22 protein-coding genes and 3 pseudogenes are annotated in these 24,838 nt (G+C 66.2%); 12 read left to right on the top strand and 13 right to left on the bottom strand.

From position 1 onward, the window contains the following. Nucleotides 1-10 precede the first annotated feature (10 nt). Both tsf and rpsB read right to left on the bottom strand, forming a co-directional pair. Nucleotides 11-943 (bottom strand): translation elongation factor Ts, encoded by a 933-nt coding sequence (tsf, locus tag ACWPN3_RS15830; RefSeq protein WP_492240448.1) that lies wholly within the window; start codon nucleotides 941-943, stop codon nucleotides 11-13. A 149-nt stretch (nucleotides 944-1,092) separates the two neighbouring features. Beyond that, on the bottom strand, nucleotides 1,093-1,875 hold the full coding sequence (gene rpsB, locus ACWPN3_RS15825) for a 30S ribosomal protein S2 (protein ID WP_098739982.1): 783 nt from the start codon (nucleotides 1,873-1,875) through the stop codon (nucleotides 1,093-1,095). Between the two features lie 245 nt (nucleotides 1,876-2,120). Between rpsB and ACWPN3_RS15820 the strand changes: the two genes are divergently transcribed. Continuing rightward, the gene (locus tag ACWPN3_RS15820; protein ID WP_109447372.1) at nucleotides 2,121-2,975 is read left to right on the top strand and encodes an EcsC family protein; all 855 of its coding nucleotides are present in this window, start codon (nucleotides 2,121-2,123) and stop codon (nucleotides 2,973-2,975) included. A 58-nt stretch (nucleotides 2,976-3,033) separates the two neighbouring features. Here ACWPN3_RS15820 and aspS read toward each other — a convergent pair. After that, nucleotides 3,034-4,861: pseudogene (gene aspS, locus ACWPN3_RS15815) on the bottom strand (aspartate--tRNA ligase). A gap of 356 nt (nucleotides 4,862-5,217) precedes the next feature. On the opposite strand from aspS, the gene rnd reads away from it, so the two are divergent. Both rnd and ACWPN3_RS15805 read left to right on the top strand, forming a co-directional pair. Then, nucleotides 5,218-6,408 (top strand): ribonuclease D, encoded by a 1,191-nt coding sequence (gene rnd / locus ACWPN3_RS15810; protein ID WP_492240446.1) that lies wholly within the window; start codon nucleotides 5,218-5,220, stop codon nucleotides 6,406-6,408. A 299-nt stretch (nucleotides 6,409-6,707) separates the two neighbouring features. After that, the gene (locus tag ACWPN3_RS15805) at nucleotides 6,708-7,994 is read left to right on the top strand and encodes an EAL domain-containing protein (protein ID WP_109447378.1); all 1,287 of its coding nucleotides are present in this window, start codon (nucleotides 6,708-6,710) and stop codon (nucleotides 7,992-7,994) included. Between the two features lie 8 nt (nucleotides 7,995-8,002). On the opposite strand, the gene ACWPN3_RS15800 is transcribed toward ACWPN3_RS15805, so the two are convergent. Further along, nucleotides 8,003-8,764 carry an SDR family NAD(P)-dependent oxidoreductase gene (locus tag ACWPN3_RS15800; RefSeq protein ID WP_492240445.1) on the bottom strand — a complete coding sequence of 254 codons (762 nt, stop codon included), beginning with the start codon at nucleotides 8,762-8,764 and terminating at the stop codon, nucleotides 8,003-8,005. 142 nt (nucleotides 8,765-8,906) lie between these two features. Here ACWPN3_RS15800 and ACWPN3_RS15795 point away from each other — a divergent pair, with 142 nt between their 5' ends. Together ACWPN3_RS15795 and gmk are read left to right on the top strand one after the other, a co-directional pair. Next, a complete protein-coding gene (locus tag ACWPN3_RS15795) occupies nucleotides 8,907-9,773 on the top strand; it encodes a YicC/YloC family endoribonuclease (RefSeq protein WP_492261567.1) in 867 nt (288 codons plus the stop codon). Between the two features lie 39 nt (nucleotides 9,774-9,812). Then, nucleotides 9,813-10,460, top strand: coding sequence for a guanylate kinase (gene gmk / locus ACWPN3_RS15790; protein ID WP_109447384.1), 648 nt, complete (start codon nucleotides 9,813-9,815; stop codon nucleotides 10,458-10,460). A 15-nt stretch (nucleotides 10,461-10,475) separates the two neighbouring features. Here gmk and ACWPN3_RS15785 read toward each other — a convergent pair whose 3' ends face one another. After that, a complete protein-coding gene (locus ACWPN3_RS15785) occupies nucleotides 10,476-11,207 on the bottom strand; it encodes a DUF6065 family protein (RefSeq protein WP_109447385.1) in 732 nt (243 codons plus the stop codon). A gap of 215 nt (nucleotides 11,208-11,422) precedes the next feature. Between ACWPN3_RS15785 and ACWPN3_RS15780 the strand changes: the two are divergent. From ACWPN3_RS15780 to ACWPN3_RS15765, 4 genes and pseudogenes are all read left to right on the top strand, one after another. Further along, nucleotides 11,423-12,199: pseudogene (locus tag ACWPN3_RS15780) on the top strand (cache domain-containing protein); the annotation flags it as partial. A 424-nt stretch (nucleotides 12,200-12,623) separates the two neighbouring features. Beyond that, a complete protein-coding gene (locus tag ACWPN3_RS15775) occupies nucleotides 12,624-13,130 on the top strand; it encodes a methyl-accepting chemotaxis protein (RefSeq protein ID WP_492261883.1) in 507 nt (168 codons plus the stop codon). A 92-nt stretch (nucleotides 13,131-13,222) separates the two neighbouring features. After that, nucleotides 13,223-14,350 (top strand): PLP-dependent cysteine synthase family protein, encoded by a 1,128-nt coding sequence (locus ACWPN3_RS15770; protein ID WP_109447387.1) that lies wholly within the window; start codon nucleotides 13,223-13,225, stop codon nucleotides 14,348-14,350. 17 nt (nucleotides 14,351-14,367) lie between these two features. Beyond that, nucleotides 14,368-14,787 (top strand): winged helix-turn-helix domain-containing protein, encoded by a 420-nt coding sequence (locus tag ACWPN3_RS15765; RefSeq protein ID WP_492240442.1) that lies wholly within the window; start codon nucleotides 14,368-14,370, stop codon nucleotides 14,785-14,787. An 83-nt stretch (nucleotides 14,788-14,870) separates the two neighbouring features. Here ACWPN3_RS15765 and ACWPN3_RS15760 read toward each other — a convergent pair whose 3' ends face one another. Together ACWPN3_RS15760 and ACWPN3_RS15755 are read right to left on the bottom strand one after the other, a co-directional pair. Then, entirely contained in the window at nucleotides 14,871-15,113 is a 243-nt protein-coding gene (locus tag ACWPN3_RS15760) for an Lrp/AsnC ligand binding domain-containing protein (RefSeq protein WP_085089209.1), read from the bottom strand. A 4-nt stretch (nucleotides 15,114-15,117) separates the two neighbouring features. After that, nucleotides 15,118-16,687: pseudogene (locus tag ACWPN3_RS15755) on the bottom strand (DEAD/DEAH box helicase). 257 nt (nucleotides 16,688-16,944) lie between these two features. Between ACWPN3_RS15755 and ACWPN3_RS15750 the strand changes: the two are divergent. Together ACWPN3_RS15750 and ACWPN3_RS15745 are read left to right on the top strand one after the other, a co-directional pair. Beyond that, nucleotides 16,945-17,490 (top strand): hydrolase, encoded by a 546-nt coding sequence (locus tag ACWPN3_RS15750; protein WP_109447391.1) that lies wholly within the window; start codon nucleotides 16,945-16,947, stop codon nucleotides 17,488-17,490. Between the two features lie 16 nt (nucleotides 17,491-17,506). Further along, nucleotides 17,507-18,316 (top strand): alpha/beta fold hydrolase, encoded by an 810-nt coding sequence (locus ACWPN3_RS15745; RefSeq protein WP_492261566.1) that lies wholly within the window; start codon nucleotides 17,507-17,509, stop codon nucleotides 18,314-18,316. Here the strand turns inward: ACWPN3_RS15745 and ACWPN3_RS15740 are convergent. From ACWPN3_RS15740 to parE, 3 genes are all read right to left on the bottom strand, one after another. Continuing rightward, nucleotides 18,246-18,800 (bottom strand): hypothetical protein, encoded by a 555-nt coding sequence (locus tag ACWPN3_RS15740; protein ID WP_109447395.1) that lies wholly within the window; start codon nucleotides 18,798-18,800, stop codon nucleotides 18,246-18,248. The two genes, ACWPN3_RS15745 and ACWPN3_RS15740, sit on opposite strands and share 71 nt — an antisense overlap. 104 nt (nucleotides 18,801-18,904) lie before the next feature. Beyond that, nucleotides 18,905-19,765 carry a hypothetical protein gene (locus tag ACWPN3_RS15735; protein WP_247873037.1) on the bottom strand — a complete coding sequence of 287 codons (861 nt, stop codon included), beginning with the start codon at nucleotides 19,763-19,765 and terminating at the stop codon, nucleotides 18,905-18,907. Nucleotides 19,766-19,903: 138 nt separating this feature from the next. Then, a complete protein-coding gene (gene parE / locus ACWPN3_RS15730; protein ID WP_492261565.1) occupies nucleotides 19,904-21,892 on the bottom strand; it encodes a DNA topoisomerase IV subunit B in 1,989 nt (662 codons plus the stop codon). Between the two features lie 108 nt (nucleotides 21,893-22,000). On the opposite strand from parE, the gene ACWPN3_RS15725 reads away from it, so the two are divergent. Further along, nucleotides 22,001-22,396 (top strand): acyl-CoA thioesterase, encoded by a 396-nt coding sequence (locus tag ACWPN3_RS15725; RefSeq protein WP_109447399.1) that lies wholly within the window; start codon nucleotides 22,001-22,003, stop codon nucleotides 22,394-22,396. Between the two features lie 6 nt (nucleotides 22,397-22,402). Here ACWPN3_RS15725 and ACWPN3_RS15720 read toward each other — a convergent pair whose 3' ends face one another. Genes ACWPN3_RS15720 through ACWPN3_RS15710 form a run of 3 tightly spaced genes read right to left on the bottom strand, consistent with a single transcriptional unit; the run spans nucleotide 22,403 to nucleotide 24,837 of the window. Further along, a complete protein-coding gene (locus tag ACWPN3_RS15720) occupies nucleotides 22,403-22,951 on the bottom strand; it encodes an ArsC/Spx/MgsR family protein (protein WP_492261564.1) in 549 nt (182 codons plus the stop codon). Between the two features lie 35 nt (nucleotides 22,952-22,986). Beyond that, complete coding sequence (locus ACWPN3_RS15715) at nucleotides 22,987-24,015, bottom strand: ABC transporter substrate-binding protein (RefSeq protein ID WP_492240438.1); 1,029 nt, start codon at nucleotides 24,013-24,015, stop codon at nucleotides 22,987-22,989. A gap of 21 nt (nucleotides 24,016-24,036) precedes the next feature. Continuing rightward, complete coding sequence (locus ACWPN3_RS15710) at nucleotides 24,037-24,837, bottom strand: ABC transporter permease (RefSeq protein ID WP_492240437.1); 801 nt, start codon at nucleotides 24,835-24,837, stop codon at nucleotides 24,037-24,039. Nucleotide 24,838 lies beyond the last annotated feature (1 nt).

Genomic DNA, 24,838 nt, shown 5'->3' with positions numbered 1-24,838 from the left:
CTTGCCGGTCTCAGCCCTGACCGCCGGCGGCGGCGGCAACTTCGGCGGCGAAGTCCGACTGGGCCTTCTCGATGCCTTCGCCCAGCGCGAAGCGGGTGAAGCCGGTGACCTTGACCGGGGCGCCGATGTCCTTGGCGGCGTTCTCAACCACCTTGCGGAGCTTGGTCTCGCCGTCGATCACATAGGTCTGCTCCAGCAGGCAGACTTCCTCGTAGTACTTGCGGACGCGGCCTTCCACCATCTTCTCGATGATGGCTTCCGGCTTGCCCGAAGCACGGGCCTGCTCGGCCAGCACGCTGCGCTCACGCTCCAGCGACGAGCTGTCGACGTCGGCGATGTCCAGCGCGTCCGGACGGGCGGCGGCGATGTGCATGGCGATCTGCTTGCCAAGGTCGGCCAGCTTGCCGGCATCGCCGGTCGACTCCAGGGCGACCAGAACGCCGATCTTGCCCAGGCCCGGCGCGATGGCCGAGTGGACGTAGCTGACGACGACACCGGCCGAAACCGACAGCGTGACGGCGCGGCGCAGGTTCATGTTCTCGCCGACCGTGGCGATCAGGCTGGTCAGCTCGTCCTGGGCGGTGTGCGAGGTGCCCGGATAGGCGGCGGCCTTCAGGGTCTCGACATCGCCACCGGTGGCCAGGGCCAGCTCGGCGGACTTGGCGGCGAAAGCCTGGAACTTGTCGTTGCGGGCGACGAAGTCGGTCTCGGCGTTCACCTCGACGACGGCACCCTTGGTGCCGGCGGTGGCGACGGCGACCAGACCTTCGGCGGCGACGCGGCCCGACTTCTTGGCGGCGGCGGCGAGGCCCTTCTTGCGCAGCCAGTCGACGGCGCCCTCGAGGTCGCCCTGCGTCTCGTTCAGCGCCTTCTTGCAGTCCATCATGCCCGCGCCGGTCTTCTCGCGCAGTTCCTTGACGAGCGAGGCGGTAATCTCGGCCATGTTGCGCCCTCTTCCTTCCAAGCGATCCGGCAGGCGGATCGGATTGAGTCACAAAGTCAAAACGGGTGGCAACCCATCAAAAAGGCAGCCCATAAAAAAGGCAGCCGGGCCATAGGTCATAAGGCCCGGCTGCCCTTCAACCGTCAGGGTCAGGCCTGGGCGGCAGTCTCGGCGGTCTCTTCTTCCGGCAGCTGCTCGGCCGGGGCGTCCTCGGCGGCGCCGACGTCGATGCCGGCGGCGCTCATCTCGGCCTGCAGGCCGTCAAGCACGGCGCCGACCGTCAGGTCGCAGTACATCTCGATGGCGCGCAGCGCGTCGTCGTTGCCCGGGATCGGGAAGGCCACGCCGTCCGGATCGGAGTTGCTGTCGAGGACCGCGATGACCGGGATGCCCAGCTTGTTGGCTTCCTTGACCGCAATCGACTCCTTGTTGGTGTCGATGATGAAGATGACGTCCGGCAGGCCGCCCATCTCCTTGATGCCGCCCAGCGCACGCTCCAGCTTGTCGCGCTCGCGGGTCAGCTCCAGGATCTCGCGCTTGGTCAGGCCCGAGGTGTCGCCGCCCAGACGCTCTTCCATCTCGCGCAGGCGCTTGATCGACTGGGAGATCGTCTTCCAGTTGGTCAGCATGCCGCCGAGCCAGCGGTGGTTGACGTAGTACTGGCCGCACTTGGCGGCGGCCTCGGCGATGCGCTCCTGGGCCTGGCGCTTGGTGCCGACGAACAGGACGCGGCCGCCGCCGGCGACGACGTCACGCACGGCCTGCAGGGCGCGGTGCAGCATCGGGACGGTCTGCTCGAGATCGATGATGTGCACGCCATTGCGCACGCCGAAGATGTACTGGTTCATCTTCGGGTTCCAGCGGCGGGTGTGGTGGCCGAAGTGGACACCGGCTTCCAGCAGCTGGCGCATGGTGAAGGTGGGCATGGTCATGTGGAAAAAATCCCTTTTTCCGGTTGCTCCGCCGCGGGCATTGTCGACAGCGCATGGAAACCATGGCTGAAGACACCGGATCGGGCCATCGGGGTAAAACCGAGGGTCCGCCAGCCCGCGTGAGGTTTTGACGACGGCGCTTACATAGCTCTCTTGCATCACTTTGGCAACAGCCACGCAGGTACGGAGAGTCTTTTTGTCGTTGTGATCCTCTCTCCGCATTCTCATCGTTATAGGGGCGCCAGATGCTCAGCCTCGGCCGCTCCCGTCAGACCGGCGGCGCAGCGTATCGCGGTCTATTTCAGTGGATGAACCAGATGACTTTGGACTCGAAAGCCTTGTCCGCGGTGGAGGGCGCCGCAGAGCAATATATGGCGGCGCAGGGCATCCTGATGTCCGCGGTTGCCAAGCTGGGCAGCACCGTCGACGGCACGTTGAACCTGCTGCCCGAGGGCATTCGCAGTTCCCTGCACGATACGCTTCGATCGGCGCTCGACCAGGCGTTCAAGGTCGCGATCCTGAACATGGATGGCGAGACGGGCAAGGAGGCGTCGAAAGGCCTCTACAAGTTGCTGGGTGCCGCGACCGGTGCGGCGGGTGGCTTTTTCGGGGCGCCGGGGATTCTGGCGGAATTGCCCGTGACCACCACAGCGATCCTTCGGTCCATCGCCGACGTGGCCCGCTCCATGGGTGCGGATTTGAAGGACCCGGCGGTACAGCTCGCCTGTCTCCAGGTCTTCGCGCTTGGCGGTCCCCTGGACGATGACGACGAGGCGGACGCCCTCTTCGTTGCCTCGCGAGTTGGAGCGAACATTGCCGCGCCGAAGCTGGCTGAAATGATCACGAAGATCGCCAGCCGCTTCGCGATAACGCTGTCGCCGAAGATCGTGGCGCAATCGGTACCGATCGCCGGGGCCGTGGCCGGCGCCGGGCTGAACCTGACCTACATGTCCTTCTACCAATCGATGGCGGCCGTCATGTTCACTCTGAAGCCCATCGAGGCCGAATTCGGTCAGGAAGCAACGCGGCAGAGCTTTATCGATGCCATCGATAGCATCAAAGCCAGGAAAATCGCCGGAAAGTCGAGGATGTTTCCGTAACTGAAAAAGGCCGCGCCTCAATGGCGCGGCCTCTCCAATTCTCGGGAATACTCGTCCTTTACGCCTGAGGCGCCGTCGGAGCGGCCACCTTCGGCTTCGGCAGGTCGAGCTTGAGGTGAAGCTCGCGCAGACGCGCAGTGTCGACCGGAGCCGGGGCCTGCATCAGCAGATCTTCGGCCCGCTGGTTCAGCGGGAAGGCGATGACCTCGCGGATGTTCGGCTCGTCGGCCAGCAGCATGACGATGCGGTCGATGCCCGGGGCCGAACCGCCGTGCGGCGGGGCGCCCAGCTTGAAGGCGCTCAGCATGCCGCCGAATCGGGCTTCCAGTTCCTCCGGCGGGTAGCCGGCGATGTCGAAGGCCTTGTACATCACTTCGGGCAGATGGTTGCGGATCGCGCCCGAGGACAGTTCCACGCCGTTGCAGACGATGTCGTACTGGTAGGCGTTGATCTCCAGCGGGTTCTTCTCCTGCAACGCCTTCAGGCCGCCCTGGGGCATGGAGAACGGGTTGTGGCTGAAGATGACCTTGTTGGTCTCCTCGTCCAGCTCGTACATCGGGAAGTCGACGATCCAGCAGAAGCGGAAGGCGTTCTTCTCGATCAGGTCCAGCTCCTCGCCGATGCGAGTGCGGGCGAAGCCGGCCAGCTTGGCCGCCGGGCCGGGCTGGTCGCAGACGAAGAAGATCGCGTCGCCGTCCTCGAGGCCGGCCAGCTCGCGCAGGGCGGCCTGGGCGGCTTCCGGCACGAACTTGGCGATCGGACCCTTGCCGCCGCCGGCCTCCATGACGATGTAGCCGAGGCCGGGAGCACCGAGCCCGCGGGCCCAGTCGTTCAGCTTGTCGAAGAAGCTGCGCGGACGGTCGGAGACCTTCGGCGCGCGGATGGCGCGGACGACGCCGCCTTTCTCCAGCGTCTGCTTGAAGGCGCGGAATTCCACGTCGTCGCGCTTGAACACCTCGGTCACGTCGGTGATGACCAGCGGGTTGCGCAGGTCCGGCTTGTCGTTGCCGTACTTCAGCATCGACTCGGCGTAGGAGATGCGGCGGAACGGCAGGCCGTCGATGACCGGCTTCGAGTTCGCGGCGGAAGCTGCCGAACTCGTCGAAGATGCCGTGCAGAACCGGCTCGATGGCGGCGAAGACGTCTTCCTGGGTGACGAAGGACATCTCGAAATCGAGCTGGTAGAACTCGCCCGGGCTGCGGTCGGCGCGGGCGTCCTCGTCGCGGAAGCAGGGGGCGATCTGGAAGTAGCGGTCGAAGCCGGCGACCATCAGCAGCTGCTTGAACTGCTGCGGCGCCTGCGGCAGGGCGTAGAACTTGCCGGGATGGTTGCGGCTGGGCACCAGATAGTCACGCGCGCCTTCCGGAGAGGAGGCGGTGAGGATCGGCGTCTGGAATTCGGTGAAGCCCTGGTCGATCATGCGGCGGCGCGCCGAGGCGATCACGCGCGAGCGCAGCATGATGTTCTCGTGGATGCGCTCGCGGCGCAGGTCGAGGAAGCGGTAGCGCAGGCGGACGTCCTCGCCGGCATCGGTGTCCTGGTTGACCTGCAGCGGGATCTGCTCCGCCTCGCCTTCCACGGTCAGCTCGGCGATCTGCATCTCGATACGGCCGGTGGGCAGCTTGTCGTTGATGGTCTCGGCCGTGCGCTTCACCACCTTGCCGGTGACGGTGATGACCGATTCCAGCTTCAGCCGGTTCGCGACCTCGAAGGCCGGGTTGGAAGTATCGACCACGCACTGCGTCAGGCCGTAATGGTCGCGCAGGTCGATGAACAGCAGCTGTCCATGGTCGCGCTTCCGGTTCATCCAGCCCGACAGGCGGACGGTTTCACCGGCATTCTCTTCACGAAGCTGGCCGCAGGTGTGCGTGCGGTAGGGGTGCATGGGTCGAAACACCTTGAAAAGGGCGGATTCCGGCGGAAAAAGCGGTCCGACACACCACACCGGACGCGGGCGAAAGTCAAGCCGCGATAGGACGGAGCGTGCAGCGGACAGGGCCGGAACGCGACATTTGGAACGCTGTGAAACACTCTGCGCGCCCCTGTTCACCTGTTCCATCCGCCAGAGCTCGGGTCGTCGACCGCCAGTTTAACACTCTGGCGGCTGCGGGGTAAGCGGACCGGGAAAATCCGGCCGGAGCCATCCGCCCCCTGCCCGCCCGGCCGGCCGTCCCGGAAAACGCATCGCCTTCGCGCTTCGCCGGACTTTCAAGCACCCGTTCGGTCGTGTATGAAGCAACCATGACGCTCATCACGACAACCGACGCCCTCCAGGCCTTCTGTCAGTCGCTGGCAGGGACCGAATACATCACGGTCGATACCGAGTTCCTGCGGGAAAAGACCTATTGGCCGCAACTGTGTCTCGTCCAGGTCGGCGGGCCCGACGGCGCGGTCGCCATCGACCCGCTGGCCGAGGGCATCGACCTGGCGCCGCTGTTCGCGCTGATGAGCGACCCGACGGTCCTGAAGGTGTTCCACGCCGCCCGGCAGGATGTGGAGATCTTCTGGCATCTGTCCGGCCAGATCCCGCATCCGCTGTTCGATACCCAGGTCGCGGCGATGGTCTGCGGCTTCGGCGAGAGCGTGGGCTACGAAACGCTGGTGACCAAGCTGGCCGGCGCACGCATCGACAAGTCCAGCCGCTTCACCGACTGGTCGCACCGCCCGCTGACCGAGCGGCAGCTGACCTACGCCCTGTCCGACGTCATCCATCTGCGCCCGGCCTACGAGAAGCTGAAGCGCCGCCTCGCCCGCTCCGGCCGGTCGCACTGGCTGGAGGAGGAGATGGCGATCCTCACCGATCCGGCCACCTACCAAGTCGATCCGGAGAGCTCCTACCTGCGGCTGAAGGTGCGCACCAACAAGCCGCGCTTCATGGCGATCCTGAAGGAGCTGGCGGCCTGGCGCGAACGCGAGGCCCAGCGCCGCGACCAGCCGCGGTCCCGCATCCTGCGCGACGAGGCCCTGCTGGAAATCGCCGCCCATGCGCCGACCACCGTCGATGACCTCGCCCGCACGCGCGGGCTGGGACGGGGCTTCGCCGAGGGGCGGCAGGGCGCCGACGTGCTGGCCGCGGTCAAGGGCGGGCTGGATCTGCCGGACAGCGCCCTGCCCCGCGTCGAACCGCGCGAGGAGCCGCCGCCCGGCCTGCAACCGATCGTCGAGCTTCTGCGCGTCCTGCTGAAGATGAAGTGCGACGAGAACAATGTCGCGGCGAAGCTGGTGGCGTCGTCCGCCGATCTGGAGGCCCTGGCGGCCGACGATGGCGCAGACATTGCGGCGATGCAGGGATGGCGGCGCGAACTCTTCGGCAATGATGCACTTGCCTTGAAGCATGGAAAGATCGGACTTGCGGTCATAGATCGTCGCGTCCGCATCGTTCCTGCTGGCGAACCACGCCCGTCGGCGGTTCCGCCGGAACCGGAAACTTGACCTTTTCGGATGGCGTCGCTTCGATGACTGTGACGCCTTTTGCTGCGGTCCGGGTACCTCCTGCGCCCGGACTTCAGCCTTAAGGGCTTTTTAAAGAAAGTTACCGTTAAGATCGGTTCGGCTTCGCAGCATCGAGCGGACCGGGGTATGCCGACCGGGGCATGCCCGGCCTGGCGGCCTGCCGACAACGCCACCCGGGCAGACAGGCCCGGATGGAAAGCAAAAGGCCGCCGAACAACGAGCGGCCGTAGATACGGGTGGTTGGCAGGCGTGACGCTTGTTGTGGGAGTGAGCAAGGTATGAGCAAGTTTGGCGGCAGACCACCCATTGGACGGGACCGTGTCCGGCTTTCCACCACGGAGAAGCAGGCCGCCGTCGCAGCCGCCAAGGATCAGAAGCCGGACTTCGACAACGACAAACTGCTGAATCTGCTGCGGTCGGCGAAGAACGAGCTGCAGGGCATGCGTCTGATCCACATGCACCTGTCGCTTTTGAAGGACCGCGACCCCAGCAGCCAGATGATGGTGCGCTCCATCATCCAGGAGCTGGCGAGCAAGGCGTCCTATCTGCAGTCCTTCAACATTTCCAACGGCGACGTCATCATCCTCTACAAGGGGCTGAAGCTCACCGGCGTGACCGACGTCTGCCAGACGGTCGAACAGGTCTTCCTGTCGAAGACGACGCTGACCGGCCCCAACCCCTACAAGGAATATTCGCTCTATTCGATCATGGAACTGGCGTTGAATTTCATCAACGTCATCCGTTTCATCGAAGAATTGCAGGCGAACGAAACCGGCAGCCACGTCACCGAGACCAAGCCGCCGATCACGCTGGAAGAACTCGGCAAGCTCGAACGCTCGATGCAGATGTTCGACCTGTCGCCCTTCCTGTTCAACCAGGGCATTGCCAACATCGGCAGCGGCGAAGCCGAGATGGAGTATTTTGAGCTCTACATCTCGATCAAGCTTCTTCAGGAACGGCTCTGCCCGGATTACGACATCACCGCCAACAAGTGGCTGTTCAACTACTTCACCGCCAATCTCGACCAGTCAGTGCTGCGGGCCCTGAACCATGGGCTCAGCTTCATGCGGGGGCGGCGGATCGGCATCAACATCAACCTGTCCACCGTCATTTCGACCGGATTCGTGAAGTTCGACGAGCGGCTGCCGATCGACTTCCGCGGGCAGGTGGTGCTTGAGGTGTCGAAGGGCGACCTGATCGAAAACCTGTCGCTGTTCAACGAGGTGGTGGAGTTCGCCCAGGACCGCCGCTACCAGATCGCGGTCGACGGGCTAAACCCGTTCTGGGTGACGAATTTCGACCTGGAATATCTGAACGCCGACTACGCCAAGATCTTCTGGTCGAACGACATGCTGGAGATGGACCCGTCGTTCGAGAAGTATTTCCGCGACCGCATCGCCGAACAGGACCGCTGCAAATTCATCCTGGCCCGCTGCGACAGCGTCACCAGCCTGGTCTATGCCCACAAGATGGGGATCAACCTGGTCCAGGGCCGTGCGGTCGACAACATCATGCGCAAGGGCGTCAGCGTCCGCGAAGCCATCGCCCACGCCAAGGTGGACTGAGCGCGCGTTCAGGTCTTGCGCGGAGCCTGCCGCAGCGGACCATCGGTCCAGGCTGGGGGAAGAAGGGCAAGCAGCCAGACCGCGGCCATCATCGGCCAGGGGAAGGCGATTCGCGCCCGGTTGCGCTCCAGCCCGCGGCGGATGACCCTGGCCGCGGCATCGGTCTCCATCAGAAACGGCATCGGGAAGCGGTTCACCGCCGTCATCCGGCTTTTGACGAAGCCCGGACAGATGACCGAGACACCGATCCCCTCCCCGGCCAGATCACCGCGCAGCGCCTCGCCATAGACCCGGACCATCGCCTTGCTGGCGCAATAGGCGGGCGCGCCGGGAAGGCCGCGGAAGCCGGCCAGCGAGGCCATGATGGCGATCTGTCCGCTCCGCCGCTCCCGCATCGCCGGAAGCAGCGGGTGGATGCTGTTCAGAACGCCGTCGATGTTCACCGCCAGGATGCGCCGCGCCTGCTCCTCCGTCTCCCCGCCATCGCCGGTGCCAGCCGACATGCCGGCATTGGCGATCAGCAGGTCGACCGGCGAGGTCGCATCGACCCGAGCCAACCAGTCCGCCATCGCCTTGCGGTCGGACACATCGATCACCGTCGTCTCGACCAGGGCACCGGCGGCGCGGCAGCGTTGCGCCACGCCCTCCAGCCTTGCGGAGTCGCGGCCGCTCAGGGCAAGTCGGACTCCGGGGGCGGCGTAGAGGACAGCCAGGGCTTCGCCGATGCCACTGGAGGCTCCGGTGATGACGATGGACCGCGGCTGCTTCATGGGATTTCCGCCCTGACCGTCGGCTGCCCTATGGCGCCGACGCTTGTTGTGGGGTGATGTCGCGTTTATAAGCACGACATCATTCGACACCGCTTTTCAAGTGAGGCCGCCGTTGCCAGCCCATCGCCCCGTCATTGCCAGCATGACCGGTTTCGCACGCGTCGACGGGCACGGCGACGGCTATTCCTGGACCTTCGAGGCCAAGAGCGTCAATGGCCGCAGCCTGGATCTGCGGTGCCGCCTGCCGTCCGGCTTCGACAGCGTCGAGGCGGCGGCCCGGGCCGATGTGCCGAAGCGGCTGGCCCGCGGCAACGTCAACCTGACGCTGACCGTCAACCGCGCCCAGGCGGTGTCGCAGCTGCGCATCAACCGCGAGCTTCTGGCCCAGGTTCTGGAGATCGCGCGGGAGATCGAGGGGGCCGGGGCCGCCGCGCCGCGGCTGGATTCGCTGCTGGCTGTCCGCGGCATCATCGAGCCGGTCGAAGAGGATGAAACCGAGGCGCGCGAGCGCGTCGAGTTGGCGTTGAAGGGCGACCTGTCCAGGCTGATCGACCAGTTGTCGGTCAACCGCCTCGCCGAGGGTGCCCGCATCGCCGATGTGCTGAAGGGCCATCTCGACGAGATCGCCCGGCTGGTCGACGCGGCGTCGGCCTGCGCCTCGACCCAGCCGGACGCGCTGCGCGAGAAGCTGCGCACCCAGGTCGCGGCGATCCTCGGCTCCTTCCCCGCCCTGTCAGAGGAGCGGCTGGCCCAGGAGGCGGCGATCCTGATCGGCAAGGCCGACGTGCGCGAGGAGCTGGACCGCCTGCGCGCCCATATCCAGGCCGCGCGCGACATGATGGCGGAAGGCGGCGCCATCGGCCGCCGGTTCGACTTCCTGTGCCAGGAGTTCAACCGCGAGGCCAACACGCTCTGCTCCAAATCGGCGGACGTCGAACTGACCCGCATCGGCCTGTCGCTGAAAGCCTCCATCGAGCAGCTTCGCGAGCAGGTGCAGAACATCGAATGACCATCGTTCCCGAATGACTGGCAACTGCGAGTGACCGCCATGGCTGCGTCCAACACATCCCCGATCCACCGCCGCGGCCTGATGCTGGTGCTGTCCTCACCGTCGGGGGCCGGCAAGACCACCATCGCCCGCGGGCTGCTGGACCGCGATGCCGGCATCACCATGTCGGTGTCGGTGACCACCCGCGCGATGCGTCCGGGCGAGGTCGAAGGGCTGGATTACTACTTCATCGATCAGCCGCGCTTCGACCGCATGGCGGAGACCGGCGACCTGCTGGAACATGCCCGCGTCTTCGGCAACTGCTATGGCACGCCCCGCGTGGCAGTGGAGGACGCGCTGGGCGCCGGCCGCGACGTGCTGTTCGCCATCGACTGGCAGGGCGCGCAGCAGCTGGCGCAGAACGCCCGCGACGATCTGGTCAGCGTCTTCGTCCTGCCGCCGTCGGTCAGCGAACTGGAACGCCGCCTGCGCGGCCGCGGCCAGGATTCCGAGGAGGTCATCGCCAACCGGATGGCGAAGGCGTCCAACGAGATCAGCCACTGGCCGGAATACGACTATGTCATCGTCAACAGCGACGTGACCGAGAGCATCGCCGCGGTTGAGTCCATCCTGCATGCCGAACGGCTGCGCCGCCGCCGTCAGGTCGGCCTGCCGGAGTTCGTGCGCAGCATTCAGGACACGCTGTAACTGTTTGTTTGATATCTATTTGTTTGGAAACGGCTTCGCCCGCACCTTGATTTCATGGTCGGGCGGGCCGTCGCTTCCGTCCGGCTTCCTGCCGCGGTAATAGCCCTTCTGCCAGCGTTCCTGCGCGGCGGTGCTGCCCGGCGTCTGCAGGTCGCTGTTGAACTGGCTGCGCGAGGTCGCCCAGGCACGGTACTGAGCCGCGGTCTCCGGATCGCTGTCCAGGTCGCGAACCTCCGGCGTCAGGCTTTCCACCAGACCGCGCTGGATCGGCATGAGATGGGCGAAGGGCTCGCCCTTTTCCCAGGTCACCGGAACGCCGGCAGCGGTGAACTTCCAGTTCATGGTGAAGGGATAGGGCGACCAGTCGGTCTCGATGATTCCCGACAGACCCAGGATCCCGTGTTTCGGATGGTTCAGCGGGCCGGTGACCATCAGGTTGATGCCCGGCGGCGTGCGGAACAGCGCCGCGACATGGAAGGTCAGGACGCCGCTGCCGAAATGGCTGGCCGGCAGCAGGGGATGCTGCTCGTCGGCCGTGACGGTGATGGCATCCAGCCCCGTTCCGCCGTTCCACACGGCGGTGGCCCGCACAGGGCAGCAAACCTCCCATCCATGCATGCTGGCGATGTTCAGCGGCAGGCAGCGGTAGCCATACTGTTCCGGCAGGGCGTCGATCCAGTCGCGGGTCGGGCGGGCCGGGCGGATGTCGGGCATCGCGCCCGAGAGGGGATAAGCGATCAGCGTCATGGCGTCGCATCCTGACAGACTTCTTTATCCGGTGTAACCCTGATGCTCCAATGATCACAACCCGTTTCGCGACCATCCGGACTACCCCTGGCTCGACGTCGGGCATTGCGTCGACGGACAGTACTCCAGTATGACCGACCCGTTGTATTAGAGTTCTTTTGATTAGCGGACCGCACCGTCACGCGCCATCGGGCGGCGGATGCGGCATCGCGCTCATGGGGTGGAACAGGGCGATGATCGGCAAACTTCACAGCATCAAGGCAAAGCTCCTGATCCTCCAGGGGCTGTTCCTCGTCGCCATTCTGGTGGGCGGCATCTGGTCGGCGACCTCGAAGCGCGAAACCATGGTGGAGGGCTACCGCAACTCCATCCAGGCGGTGGTTCAGACCTCGCTGTCGATCATGAAGTCCTATGACGCCCGTGCCGCCAAGGGCGAGTTCAGCCGGGAGGAGGCACAGACCCTTGCCAAGGGTGCGCTGCGGGCCCTGCGCTTCTTCGGCAACGAATACATGTTCGGGTACGAATTCGACGGCACCAACGTGTTCCACGGCGTCCGCGCCGACCTGGAAGGCACCCGCAAGCTCGCCGACTTCAAGGACAGCAACGGCGTGCTGGTGATCCGCGGCCTGATCGATGCGGCCCGCAGCGGCGACGGCACCCTGATCTACAATTTCCCCAAGGCCGGCGGGACCGAGCCGATGCCGAAGCTGGCCTACGCCGCGATCTACGAGCCGTGGGGCTGGATGATCGGCACCGGCGTCTACATCGACGATGTCGACGCCGCCTTCCGTGCCACGCTGATCAAGACGCTGCTGGTGACGCTGGCGGCGGCCCTGCTGCTCGGGCTGTTCGGTTTCCGTCTGGTGTCGCGCATCGGCAAGGGGCTGGACGGCATCGCCCACGCCACCGACCGCATCGCTAAGGGCGATCTGGCCGCCGAGGTTGCCGGCGCCGACCGGGCCGACGAGGTTGGGGCCCTGGCCCGCTCGGTCGAGACCCTGCGGCTCAGCGCCATCGAAGCCGAGGATTTGCGCCGCCGCCATGCCGCGCTGGAACGGGAAGCCGAGGAAGGCCGCCGCGCCACCATGCGGCGGCTGGCCGACGAGTTCGAGAGCACGGTCGGTGCGCTGGTCCATTCCGTCGCCGAGTCGGCCGGGCAGCTGACCCACACCTCGGGCGCGATGAGCAGCGGGGCGGAGCAGACCACCCGGCTGATGGACGGCGCCGCCCGCGCCGCCGGGACCACCTCCGGCAACGTCCAGGCGGTGGCGGGCGCCACCGAGGAGCTGGCCGCCTCCATCCGCGAGATCGCGCAGCAGATCGCCGAGTTCGACGACCGGCTCCGCCCGCGCCGTCGAGGACGTACGCCGCACCTATGCCCTGATCGAACAGCTGGACGGTGTCGCCCGCCGCACGGTGGAGGTGGTGGACCTGATCCGCTCCATCGCCGAGCAGACCAACCTGCTGGCGCTGAATGCGACCATCGAGGCGGCCCGCGCCGGAGAGGCCGGCAAGGGCTTCGCGGTGGTTGCCAGCGAGGTGAAGAATCTCGCCAACCAGACCGCCAAGGCGACCGACGACGTGCAGGCGCAGATCGCCGCGATGACCGACGCCACGTCGTCCGTTGTCGAGGCGATGCGCGGCGTCGGCGGCGCCATCGAGACGGTGAACAACGTCGCCTCCAGCATCTCCGCCGCCATCGAGGAGCAGGGAGCGGCGACCCGCGACATCAGCCAGAACGTCAACGAGGCGGCGCAGGGCGTCAGCTCGGTGTCCGACAGCCTGAACCTGGTGTGCAGCCACGCGACCGCCACCGGCCAGGCCTCCGCCGAAGTGGCCGCCGCGGCCCGCGCGGTGGGCGAGCGTGCCGACCGCATGCTGGGCGAGGTGTCGGCCTTCGTTGCCCGCATCCGGCAGGGCTGACTTTCCACCCTGGCGGGGAGGGTTATTCTACCGGATGCATTCGGTAAAATTCCGCGCTATGGATGGGGCAGCCAATCGCCGGATATGACGCCATGACCATCCCCTCCCCCGCCGCAGCCGCTCCCACCGTCGCCCGCCGGGGCTGGCTCGACGAGGCTCTGCGCCGGATCGAGGCGGACGTGAACCGCTCCGCCGACACCCACCTGCTCCGGATGCCGATCCCGGCGGCGCAGGGGATCACGCTGTATCTGAAGGACGAGTCGACCCATCCCACTGGCAGCCTGAAGCACCGGCTGGCGCGGTCGCTGTTCCTCTACGCGATCTGCAATGGCTGGGTGCGCGCCGGCACGACGGTGATCGAGGCCTCGTCCGGCTCCACCGCGGTGTCGGAAGCCTACTTCGCCCAGCTGCTGGAGTTGCCTTTCGTCGCCGTGGTGCCGCGCAACACCTCGCCGGCCAAGATCGCGCAGATCGAGTTCTATGGCGGCCGCTGCCATATGGTGGAGCGCGCGTCGGAGGTCTGCGCCGAGGCGCAGCGGCTGGCCCGCGACTGCGACGGCCACTTCATGGACCAGTTCACCTATGCAGAGCGCGCCACCGACTGGCGCGGCAACAACAACATCGCCCAGTCGATCTTCGAACAGCTGGCACAGGAGCCGCATCCGGTGCCGGACTGGATCGTCTGCGGCGCCGGCACCGGCGGCACCTCGGCCACCTTCGGGCGCTATGTGCGCTATCGCCGGCTGCCGACGCGGGTTTGCGTCGCCGATCCCGAGCATTCCGCCTTCTTCGCCGGCTTCCGCGACAACGATCCGAAGGCCGGCGTCGGCCGTGGCTCCGGCATCGAGGGCATCGGGCGCCCGACGGTGGAGCCGTCCTTCCAGCCGACGGTGATCGACCGGATGATCCGCGTGCCCGACGCCGCCAGCATCGCCGCCGTCTGGGTGCTGCGCGACCGGCTGGGCCGCGCCTGCGGCGGTTCCACCGGCACCAATCTGGTGGGCGCCATCGAGCTGATCGCCGGAATGATGCGCGAGGGCCGGCAGGGCAGCGTCGCCACGCTGATCTGCGACCCGGGCGACCGCTATATGGGGACCTACTTCAACCGCGACTGGCTGGAGGCCGCCGGGCTGGACATCGATCCCTGGTGCGAGCGGATCGACGCCTTCTTCCGCACCGGCGCCTGGAGCGGCGACGGTCTGGACTCGGCCGAGCGTTGAGGGGGAAGCCGACAGCCATGACCCGCATGAGAATCCGCATCGATTTCGAGAGCGGCGGCTCGATCGGGCCGGGCAAGATCGCGCTGCTGGAGCAGATTCGCGACACCGGCTCCATCTCCGCCGCCGGACGGGCGCTGGGCATGTCCTACCGGCGGGCGTGGCTGCTGGTGGACGACCTGAACCGCATCTTCAGCGAACCGGTGGTGAGCGCCGCGGTCGGCGGCAAGCATGGCGGCGGCACGGTGCTGACCGCCTTCGGCGAACAGGTGATCGACCATTACCGTGCGGTCGAACGCGAAGCGCATGTGGCGACCGCCCACCGGCTGGCGGCGCTGGCGGCAGGGACCAATCCCGATTATGGGACGGACAGCCGGGTCGTTGACGGCAGCTTCGCGAACGATCCCGCCGTCGGGCCTGGATGTGGTCCGGACAAATGACCGGGCTTCACGACAACGAAAAAGGCCGGGCAACTGCCCGGCCTTGTCATATCCGCACACAGGAACAGGCTGTGCGAAAGCGTCTATGCGAACGCCTTGTACGCAATCAGCGTGAAGGTGTCCCGCACGCCGGGCAGTGTCTGCACATGCTCTGTCACGAAGCGGCCGATATCGTCGTCCTGCTTCAGGTAGCATTTCATCAGCAGATCGTACTGGCCGGAGATGGAATGCACCTCCGACACCTGTTCGATCAGCTGCACAGCCTGATCGGCGACCTCATAGGCGCGTCCGAGATCGCATTTGACCATGACGAAGATGGTCTGCACGGGCTCAGCCCTCCTGCGACGGATCGGTCGAGGTCTCGCTGGACGGACGCGGACGGGCCGAACGCAACATGAAGGCCGGCATATGGTCGCCGAAACCGATCACCGGCACGTCGTCTTCGTCGTCGTCACGGCGACGGCGGCGATCACGGTCACGGTCGCGATCCCGGCGCGGGTCGTTGCTGCGGCGGGATTCGGCGGCAGCCAGCGATTCGCGGGGCTGACGCTCCTCACGGACCGGACGCTCTTCACGCATCGGGCGCTCCTCACGGACGGGACGCTCCTCGCGGGCGGCGCGCTCTTCGCGGGGCGCAGCTTCCTCGCGCGGGGCGCGCTCTTCACGGCCACCACGGGGCGGACGGGCTTCCGAACGGGAGTCGGTCTTGGCTCCACGACCGCCACGGCCACGGCCACGGCCACGGGAGCTGCTGTCTTCCTCGCCGAACTCGGCCGTTTCCAGGCCGTCGATGGCGATCATGGGGATCTCCCGCTTGATGAGGCGCGTGATCGCGCCGACCAGTTTCGTGTCGTCGGGCGTCGCCAGCATGAAGGCGCGGCCCTGCTTGCCGGCGCGGCCGGTGCGGCCGATCCGGTGGACATAGTCGTCGGGGGTCAGCGGCACGTCGAAATTGAAGACATGGCTCAGACCCTGGACGTCGATGCCGCGGGCGGCGACGTCGGAACAGACCAGCAGCGTGATCTCGCCCTGCTTGAAGCGTTCCAGCGTCTCGGTCCGCTTGGACTGCACCATGTCGCCATGCAGCGCGCCGACATTGAAGCCGTGGCGCTCCAGCGACTTCTGCAGCACGGCGATGTCGCGCTTGCGGTTGCAGAAGATGAAGGCGTTCTTGACGTCCTCGGTCTGCAGCAGATGGCGCAGCGCCTTGCGCTTGTCCATCTCATGCACGAGGGTCAGTGCCTGGGTCACCGTTTCCGCCGGAGAAGCGGGCGGAGCAACGGGAGATCTCAAGCGGCTGGGTCAGGAAGGCATCGGCCAGACGGCGGATTTCCGGCGGCATGGTCGCCGAGAAGAACAGGGTCTGGCGGTTCTTCGGCAGCTTGCTGACGATGCGCTCGATGTCCGGGATGAACCCCATGTCGAGCATGCGGTCGGCCTCGTCGATGACGAAGACCTTGATGTCGTTCAGCATGATGTTGCCGCGCTCGAACAGGTCGATGAGACGACCCGGAGTCGCGATCAGAACATCCACGCCGCGGTCGAGCTTCTTCACCTGTTCGGTGAAGGTCTCGCCGCCGATCAGCAGCGCCATGCTGAGCTTGTGGTACTTGCCGTAGGTCTCGAAGCTTTCCGACACCTGGGCGGCCAACTCGCGCGTCGGCTCCAGGATCAGCGACCGCGGCATCCGCGCGCGGGCACGGCCCGACGCCAAGATGTCGATCATGGGCAAGGTGAAGCTCGCCGTCTTGCCAGTGCCCGTCTGCGCGCAGCCCAGCACGTCGCGGCGTTGCAGGACACAGGGAATTGCCTGTTCCTGAATGGGCGTCGGTTGGGTGTAACCCTTGTCCTCGATGGCGCGCAGGACGTCAGGGCCAAGCCCAAGTTCCGAAAAAAGCATCCAACCTGTTTCTGTTCTGGAGTGCGCAAATCGAGCGTTCGACGCCCGATGCCTGGATGAGGCCGAAGAATAGGAAGTCAAAGCTACATGTCAATAGATCCGATGTTCGGAGGCCGAAAATTGACGCGAAAATACGCCGCGTTGGCGAAATCGCTCCCCTGCGCTAGGTTGTCGTCCGGCAATGCCGCGAGTCGCGGCGCTTGCCGGCACCCTGAACCGGGGTGGCCCGCTTCAAATGGAACGGTCGAGAGCATTTGATGATTCTTCGTGCCCAGGACTCGGTGCTGGTGGTGGTGGATGTGCAGGAACGGCTGTTGCCGGCCATCCACGACGCCGTCCGCGTCGTCCGCAATACCGGAATGCTGCTGAAGGGCGCTGCCGCCCTGTCGGTGCCGGTGCTGGTGACCGAGCAATATTCCCGCGGCCTGGGGCCGACGGTGGAAGCGGTGCGCGCCGACCTGCCGCCCGGAACCCCGGTGATCGAGAAGATCACCTTCGGCTCCACCGGCGAGCCGGCCTTCAACGCCGCGCTGGCGGAATTGAAGCGCCCGCAGATCGTGCTGTGCGGGACGGAAGCCCATGTGTGCGTGATGCAGACGGCGCTCGGACTGCGCCAGCAGGGCCATGCGGTCTATCTGGTGGCCGACGCCGTATCGTCGCGCACGCCCGACAACCGCGCCATGGCGCTGGAACGGATGCGCACCGCCGGCGTGACCATCGTCACCACCGAAATGGTGCTGTTCGAGTGGATGGAGCGCGCCGGCACCCCCGTCTTCAAGCTCGTCAGCGCGCTGGTGAAGTGAGCGCAGGAGAAATCCCATGTCCCCGACCTCCACTTCTGCGAACTCCGGCCGTCGCCCCGCGCTGATGCTGTTGCCCGGCATGCCGCTGGACGCCGCATTGTGGGAGCATCAAGTCCGGCATCTCGGCGAGCTGGCGGATCCGCAGGTGGTCGAGCTGGCCGACTGCGACGGCATCGCGGCGATGGCCGGCAAGGTGCTGGCCCAGGCGCCGGACCGCTTCGCCGTCGCCGGCCTGTCGATGGGCGGCTATGTGGCGCTGGAGATCCTGCGCCGGGCGCCGGAGCGGGTGGAGCGGCTCGCCCTGCTCGACACCAACGCCCGCCCCGACACGGCGGAGGCGACGGCCACGCGGCGGGAGGCGGTGGCGCTGGCCCGCCAGGGCCGCTACGGGCAGGTCATCCGCGCCGCCCTGCCCCGCCTGATCCATCCCGAACGGCTTGCCGACGAGGGCTTCGTCCGCTCCGTCCTGGCGCAGATGGAACGGGTGGGCGTCGACGGCTATGCGCGGGAACAGGAGGCGATCATCAACCGGGCGGACAGCCGGCCGGGCTTGGCCGCCATCCGCTGCCCGACGCTGGTCGTCTGCGGCCGCCAGGACATCCTGACGCCGCCGGCCCTGCACGAGGAGATGGCGGCGGCCATTCCCGGCGCGCGGCTGGTGGTGATCGAAGACTGCGGCCACCTGTCGGCGATGGAGCAGCCGCAAGCGGTCACCGCCCTGATGCGCGACTGGCTGCTGCGGGACTGCAACTTTTTCAGCAGTCCGGCCTGCCGCAGAGCAGATCCGAGCGCTGGCTCGGGAACAGAGAGAAGGTCATGTCGCTGATCAGGCTGCGGAAATCCGGATCGTCCGGGCCCTGCGGCCGGTCGAGCCAGCCGGTGGCGGAGGTCAGCGCGCCACCCGACCGGCAGAACGCCCCCTGGACGATAATCGGTCCGCCCGGCGGTGCGGTCGGGATCGGCCCTTCGGTGCAGAGGGCCGAGTTCAGCATGTTTTCCGATACGTTGAAGGCCAGCACCACCTTGTACTCGCGCCGCGCCGTGTCGTTGGGCGTGGTGGTGAGGTTGGTCCTCACGCCGAACACCCGGTCCTGCATGTGGGGCAGAACCTTCTCGGCAAAGCGGTCGGGCGTCAGGCCGAAGGGGTTGCCGTGCAGGACCACCCGAAGATCGCGGTCGCTCGCCGCATAAGCCACCTCGCTGCGCGTATAGGCCGGCGTCGGCTCGCTCGCCACCACCCGCTCGTTGGTACAGGCGGCGAGGGCGGAGACGCCCAGCAGAAGGGCGGCGAGCGGCGGGAGCGTGCGCATGATCGGGGTGTCCGTTGATGTGGCTGGCATCGGTATCGTTTGGCCGGATATGGGGTGCAGTTGCCACAAGGGCGAGTGCTCCCCTGCTCCGCCGACAGGCGCCGTCACACGTCTCTCAACCACTTTTCGGCGGCGCGGGCGATCAGGCCCGGATAGTCGGGACGTTCCGGACCTACAAGGGAAAGATCGAACTCCGCAACGATGCGCGCCACCGTCACGTCCGTCAATTCCAGCCCCAGCACGCGGGCGCGGCGGGCGATGGCGAGTTCCTGCCCCCAAACATAGACCTGGCGCGCGTCGGTGTTGCGCGCCATCACCCGGGATTGCTCCATCCGCTCGTCGCCGTTGATTGGCAGCCAGATGTCGGTCATCAGCATGTCGGCCGGGGTGCCGGAGCGATATTCCATCGCGTCGGCATTGACCACGTCGATCTTCGCCACGATGTCGGCCGAAAGCTGGTCGAACAGACCGATGAGCCGGTTCATCTCGATGACGTCGGGGTCCAGTTCGACAACGGTGACCCTCGTCACCTCCGGCTTCAGCGCCGCGTTCACCGCCGCCCAGCCCATGCCCATCCCCATCACCACCGTGTGGCCGGTGGCGGCGCGCACACCGATCTCCTGGCTTTCGATTTCCATCGGCGTCATCGACATCCAGGTTCGATAGTCCTGACCGACCTCGCGCCGGCTGAGAATCGCGGTATTCCTGGTCAGCCGGGCCGGATTCCAGTAGCCGGGACTTAGCAGGAGAGGAACCACCTGAAGCCGCCAGCGTCCAACCTCGCAGGATTGGTAATGCGGTATGAACAAGTCGGTGACGAAGGGAGTCAGCGGAGCCAGCGCATCCGCCAGAATTTCGGGAGGGATGGCGTCAACCGGGATATGTGTTCCGTCAGTTTCCGAGGGATACATGCGCCTCCTGGAGGAATTGGCTAAGTGACGAGAGAAAGTCTCGGGAATAGCCATTTCCAGAAGGATATATCGGTGGCACCTCGCTTCAACCGGGAACTTTTCACCGAATTTACCACCGGAAACCCGTGCCGCGATACGGGTTGGAACGCTTGAAAGACGGCTTTTGGGCGGAGGGAGTTAACCCTCCCCCCGTCACACGTCGATGTCGTCAGCCTTCACGAACTTGGCGTTATCCTGGATGAACTTGAAGCGCAGCTCCGGACGCTTGCCCATCAGATCCTCGACCAGCGACCGCGTGCGCTCGCATTCCGGCTTTTCCTCCGGGTCGGCGGCGTTGGGCACGACCACGCGCAGCAGCGAACGCTTGGACGGGTCCATCGTCGTGTCGCGCAGCTGGGCCGGCATCATCTCGCCCAGGCCCTTGAATTGGCTGATGTCGGGCTTCTTGCCCTTGAACATCTTCGACAGCAGCTCGTCCTTGTGGGCGTCGTCGCGGGCATAGACCTGCTTGTTGCCGTGGCTGAGACGGTAGAGCGGCGGCAGGGCAAGGTAGAGGTGGCCCTCCTGGATCAGCCCCGGCATCTCGCGGTAGAAGAAGGTCATCAGCAGCGAGGCGATGTGGGCGCCGTCGACGTCGGCGTCGGTCATGATGATGACCCGCTCGTAGCGCAGCTTGTCGGTCGAAAAATCCTTGCCGATGCCGCAGCCGAGCGCCTGGGTCAGGTCGTTCAGCTCCTGGTTGGCCTTCATCTTGTCGACCGACGCGCTGGCGACGTTCAGGATCTTGCCGCGGAGCGGCAGGATCGCCTGGGTCTCGCGCTGGCGGGCCTGCTTGGCGGAACCGCCGGCCGAATTGCCCTCCACCAGGAACAGCTCGGTGCCCTCGGGCGAGTTGCGCGAGCAGTCGGCCAGCTTGCCGGGCAGGCGCAGGCGGCGGGTCGCCGACTTGCGCGTCATCTCCTTGGACTGCTTGCGCCGCGCCCGCTCCTCGGCCTTTTCGATCAGCCGTTCCAGCAGGCCGTTGGCGCTCTGGGGATCGCCGGACAGCCAATGGTCGAAATGGTCCTTCACCGCGGTCTCGACGAGGCGCTGCGCCTCCGCCGTCACCAGCTTTTCCTTGGTTTGGCCCTGGAAATGCGGTTCACGGATGAAGACGGACAGCAGGACGCAGGCGTCGCCCATCACGTCGTCGGCGGTGACCTGTCCGGCCCGCTTGTTATTGGTCAGCTCGCCATAGGCCTTCAGGCCGCGGGTCAGCGCGGTGCGCAGGCCGGCCTCGCGCGTGCCGCCCTGCGGGGTCGGCACGGTGTTGCAGTAGGTGTGCGAGAAGCCTTCGTCATCGTCGGGCCACGCCACCGCCCATTCCACCCGGCCCTGGCCGTTGGGGAAGTCGAGCGCTCCGGAGAAGGGCAAGCGCGTCAGCGTCTTGCGGTCCTTCAGCGCGGCGGTCAGGTAATCCTGAAGGCCGCCGGGGAAATGCAGCGTTTCCGAGGCCGGGGTGGTGGCGTCGACCGACAGCAGGGCCGGATCGCAGCTCCACCGGATCTCCACGCCGCGGTAGAGATAGGCCTTGGAGCGCGCCAGCCGGTACAGCCGGTGCGGTTCGAAATGAGCGGTCTCGCCGAAGATTTCCGGGTCGGCGTGGAAGCGGATGGTGGTGCCGCGCCGGTTGACGTTGCCGCGATGGGCCAGCGGCCCCTGCGGCAGGCCGCGGCTGTATTCCTGCACGTAGAGCTGCTTTTCGCGGGCGATCTCGACGGTCAGCCGGTCCGACAGAGCGTTGACCACCGACAGGCCGACGCCGTGCAGGCCGCCCGAGGTCTGGTAGACCTTGTTGGAGAATTTGCCGCCGGAGTGCAGCGTGGTCATGATGACCTCCAGCGCCGACTTGCCCGGATATTTCGGGTGGTCGTCGATGGGGATGCCGCGCCCGTTGTCGCGCACCATCACCGTATAGTCGGCGGTCAGCTCCAGGTCGATTCGGCTGGCATGTCCGGCCACCGCCTCGTCCATGGCGTTGTCCAGGACCTCGGCCACCAGATGGTGCAGCGCGCGGTCGTCGGTGCCGCCGATATACATGCCCGGCCGGCGCCGGACAGGCTCCAGCCCCTCCAGAACCTCGATGTCCTGGGCGGAATAGCTGTCGGCCTTGGGGGCCGTGTTCTCGAAAAGATCGCTCATGACGGGATGATAGGAATTTCGTCAGGGGTGCGCAAGCGCATCCTGGGCCGCTTATACTGCGTCGCCACATGGTTTTGTGGGCGAAATTTTTTTGACGCCGGAGGAAGCATGAGCGCAGCGGACGGATATGACTTCGACAACGGCCCTGCCCTGCGGGCCATCGCGATGCCGGCGGACACCAATCCGAACGGCGACATCTTCGGCGGATGGCTGCTGGCGCAGATGGATCTGGCCGGCGGGACGGTGGCGGTGCGGCGCAGCCATGGCCGCGTCGCCACCGTCGGGATCGAGGCGATGACCTTCCACAAGCCGGTCTTCGTCGGTGACGAGGTCAGCTGCTTCGCCCGGATCGAAAAGGTCGGCCGCACCTCGATCCGCATCCGCGTCGAAACCTGGGTGCGGCGCGAACGGTCCGGCTCCGACCCGATTAAGGTGACGGAGGGCATGTTCACCTATGTCGCCATCGGCGAGGACCGCAAGCCGCGCGAAGTGCCGCCGGAGTAAGCAGCCTCAGGCTGCCGGCGCCTTGACGAAATGCTGGTGTCCGTGGTCGCACTGGCCGCGGGCATGCTTGTCGTCGCAGCTTTCGGCGGAGGTCAGGCCGATCCAGCCGTGGAGAGTGGTGGGGTCGAAACCGGCCTCGCGGCGGTCGCCGACCTGGATCAGCGGACGGCGGATCAGGTCGCGGTCGGCCAGCATCGCCGCCAGCGCGGCGGGCTCGTCGAGGGCGCCGGGCGTCACGGCACCGGATTTCACCGCGGCGGCACGGCGGTTGAACCAGGCATCGACCTCCTTGCCGCCAAAGAAGGCACGCAGTTCCGCGGCAGTCAGGTCGGCAGTGGCGAGGTCGCGGTCCACCAGCGTGTGGCCGGCGGCGGCCAACTGCTGTTTCTGCTTGGCGTTCGCCGGGCAACCGGCCAGTCCGTAGAAAATCACTTCGGCCATGGGACACTCCGCTGCTGGATGGGCGGTCCTGATCCGGGAGCAATCAGGACCGATTTCGTCCAGTCTAACGGCGGCGCAGCATGAAAAGGGCGCGACAGAATGCCGCGCCCACATTTTTCCTATGGGTATTCCGGAGCGAGCCCGGCGACTCAGTTCTGGAGGCGCTTCAGTGCATCCTCGACATACTGGTTGGTGTAGGTTTTGGACAGGTCGATGCTGGCGGACGCAACCGCCGGGTCGAAGGCCTTCAGCACCTTCAGGGCCGCGTCGGCACCCTCCTGGGTGAAGCGGCCGTCCGGCGAGTAGGTCGGCTTGGAATGCTCGAAGGCCTGGGCGTAGAGCGACTTGTTGCCCAGGAAATACTCCTCCGGCAGCACCTTCAGCACGTCGTCCGTGCTGGCCTTGTTCAGCCACAGCATGGTGCGGACGAAGACGTCGGCCAGCGCCTGGGTGGTCTTCGGGTTCTCCTTGATGAAGTCCGGCTTCATGTAGAGCACGGCGGCGGGATAGGGGCCGCCATAGACGTCCATCGTGCCCTTCTCGGTCCGGGTGTCGGCCAGGATGGTGATGTCGCCGTCGGCCTGGGCCTGGCTGATCACCGGGTCGAGATTGACGATGGCGTCGATCTCGCCGCGCTTGATCGCCGCGATGGCGCTGGGGCCGCCGCCGACGCCGATGACCGAGGCATCCTCAGGCTTCAAGCCGAGCGAAGTCAGCACATGGTTCAGCATGAAGTTGGTCGAGGAGCCGGGAGCGGTGACGCCGACCTTCTTGCCCTTCAGGTCCTGCACCGACTTGACGGTGCCGGACTTGTTGACCGACGCCAGCACGATGCCGGGATAGCGGCCGAGCTGCGTCACCGCGACGATGGGCTGGCCCTTGGCCTGCATCTGGATGGTGTGGTCGTAGGCGCCGGTCACGACATCGGCGGAGCCGCCGACGAGGGCCTGGAGGCTCTTGGCCCCGCCGCCGAAGTCGCTGACCTCAACGTTAAGCCCGGCGTCCTTGAAATAGCCCAGCCGCTCGGCCAGCGTCAGCGGGAGGTAATAAAGCAGCGGCTTGCCGCCGACGGCGATCTTGATGTCGGTCTTTTCGAGTTTCTGCTGGGCTGCGGCCAGCCCGGCCGTCCCAAGAGTGAGAGCGACCGCGGCGGCCGCGATCAGCGATTTGAGTTTCATGGGTTTCCTCCCTTTTGAATTTCAATGCTGCCCGGCGCCGGTGTCCTGCGGGCGCCAGTGCAAAAGCCGTTTCTCGATCATGGTGACGGCGGCATCGATCAGGACGACGAAGATCGTCAGCACCAGCATGCCGGAGAAGACGCCGACCGTGTCGAACACGCCTTCCGCCTGATGGATGCGGTAGCCGAGTCCGGCGGCGGAGCCCAGATACTCGCCCACCACCGCGCCGACCATGGCGAAGCCGACGGCGGTGTGCAGTGAGGAGAAGACCCAGGACAGGGCCGAGGGCAGATAGACATGGCGGAACAGGTCGCGGGAGCTGGCGCCCAGCATGCGGGCGTTGGACAGCACCACCGGGCTGACCTCCTTCACGCCCTGGTAGACGTTGAAGAAGACGATGAAGAAGACCAGCGTCACCCCCAGCGCCACCTTCGACCAGATGCCGAGCCCGAGCCACAGCGCGAAGATCGGCGCCAGCACCACGCGGGGCAGCGCGTTGACCGCCTTGATGTAGGGGTCGAAGACGACGGAGACCAACGGCGCGCGGGCGAACCAGAAGCCGAAGGCGATGCCGGCCACCGTGCCGATGATGAAGGCCAGCGCGGTCTCCAGCAGCGTGATGCCGAGATGGTACCAGATGACGCCCGACGCGAAGTCGGCCCAGGTGCGGGCCAGCACCGCCCCCGGCGTGCCGAAGAAGAAGGGGCTGAGGATCTTGGTGTCTGTCAGGACATGCCAGATCAGGAAGAAAGCGATCAGGACAGCCAGCTGCAGCAGCAGGATGACCGGACGGCTGGGCAGGCGTTTGGCGTGGGATCTCATG

The sequence above is a fragment of the Azospirillum sp. UENF 111221 genome, assembly GCF_058780625.1.
The sequence above is the reverse complement of the archived record's forward strand: the minus strand, read 5'-3'. Positions and strand labels throughout refer to the sequence as shown.

Excerpts from the sequence above, each read along its gene's own strand:
- tsf (WP_492240448.1), bottom strand. The coding sequence starts at position 943 with ATGGCCGAGATTACCGCCTCGCTCGTCAAGGAACTGCGCGAGAAGACC.
- rpsB (WP_098739982.1), bottom strand. The coding sequence starts at position 1,875 with ATGACCATGCCCACCTTCACCATGCGCCAGCTGCTGGAAGCCGGTGTC.
- ACWPN3_RS15820 (WP_109447372.1), top strand. The coding sequence starts at position 2,121 with ATGCTCAGCCTCGGCCGCTCCCGTCAGACCGGCGGCGCAGCGTATCGC.
- rnd (WP_492240446.1), top strand. The coding sequence starts at position 5,218 with ATGACGCTCATCACGACAACCGACGCCCTCCAGGCCTTCTGTCAGTCG.
- ACWPN3_RS15805 (WP_109447378.1), top strand. The coding sequence starts at position 6,708 with ATGAGCAAGTTTGGCGGCAGACCACCCATTGGACGGGACCGTGTCCGG.
- ACWPN3_RS15800 (WP_492240445.1), bottom strand. The coding sequence starts at position 8,764 with ATGAAGCAGCCGCGGTCCATCGTCATCACCGGAGCCTCCAGTGGCATC.
- ACWPN3_RS15795 (WP_492261567.1), top strand. The coding sequence starts at position 8,907 with ATGACCGGTTTCGCACGCGTCGACGGGCACGGCGACGGCTATTCCTGG.
- gmk (WP_109447384.1), top strand. The coding sequence starts at position 9,813 with ATGGCTGCGTCCAACACATCCCCGATCCACCGCCGCGGCCTGATGCTG.
- ACWPN3_RS15785 (WP_109447385.1), bottom strand. The coding sequence starts at position 11,207 with ATGACGCTGATCGCTTATCCCCTCTCGGGCGCGATGCCCGACATCCGC.
- ACWPN3_RS15770 (WP_109447387.1), top strand. The coding sequence starts at position 13,223 with ATGACCATCCCCTCCCCCGCCGCAGCCGCTCCCACCGTCGCCCGCCGG.
- ACWPN3_RS15765 (WP_492240442.1), top strand. The coding sequence starts at position 14,368 with ATGACCCGCATGAGAATCCGCATCGATTTCGAGAGCGGCGGCTCGATC.
- ACWPN3_RS15750 (WP_109447391.1), top strand. The coding sequence starts at position 16,945 with ATGATTCTTCGTGCCCAGGACTCGGTGCTGGTGGTGGTGGATGTGCAG.
- ACWPN3_RS15745 (WP_492261566.1), top strand. The coding sequence starts at position 17,507 with ATGTCCCCGACCTCCACTTCTGCGAACTCCGGCCGTCGCCCCGCGCTG.
- ACWPN3_RS15740 (WP_109447395.1), bottom strand. The coding sequence starts at position 18,800 with ATGCGCACGCTCCCGCCGCTCGCCGCCCTTCTGCTGGGCGTCTCCGCC.
- ACWPN3_RS15735 (WP_247873037.1), bottom strand. The coding sequence starts at position 19,765 with ATGGCTATTCCCGAGACTTTCTCTCGTCACTTAGCCAATTCCTCCAGG.
- parE (WP_492261565.1), bottom strand. The coding sequence starts at position 21,892 with ATGAGCGATCTTTTCGAGAACACGGCCCCCAAGGCCGACAGCTATTCC.
- ACWPN3_RS15725 (WP_109447399.1), top strand. The coding sequence starts at position 22,001 with ATGAGCGCAGCGGACGGATATGACTTCGACAACGGCCCTGCCCTGCGG.
- ACWPN3_RS15720 (WP_492261564.1), bottom strand. The coding sequence starts at position 22,951 with ATGTGGGCGCGGCATTCTGTCGCGCCCTTTTCATGCTGCGCCGCCGTT.
- ACWPN3_RS15715 (WP_492240438.1), bottom strand. The coding sequence starts at position 24,015 with ATGAAACTCAAATCGCTGATCGCGGCCGCCGCGGTCGCTCTCACTCTT.
- ACWPN3_RS15710 (WP_492240437.1), bottom strand. The coding sequence starts at position 24,837 with ATGAGATCCCACGCCAAACGCCTGCCCAGCCGTCCGGTCATCCTGCTG.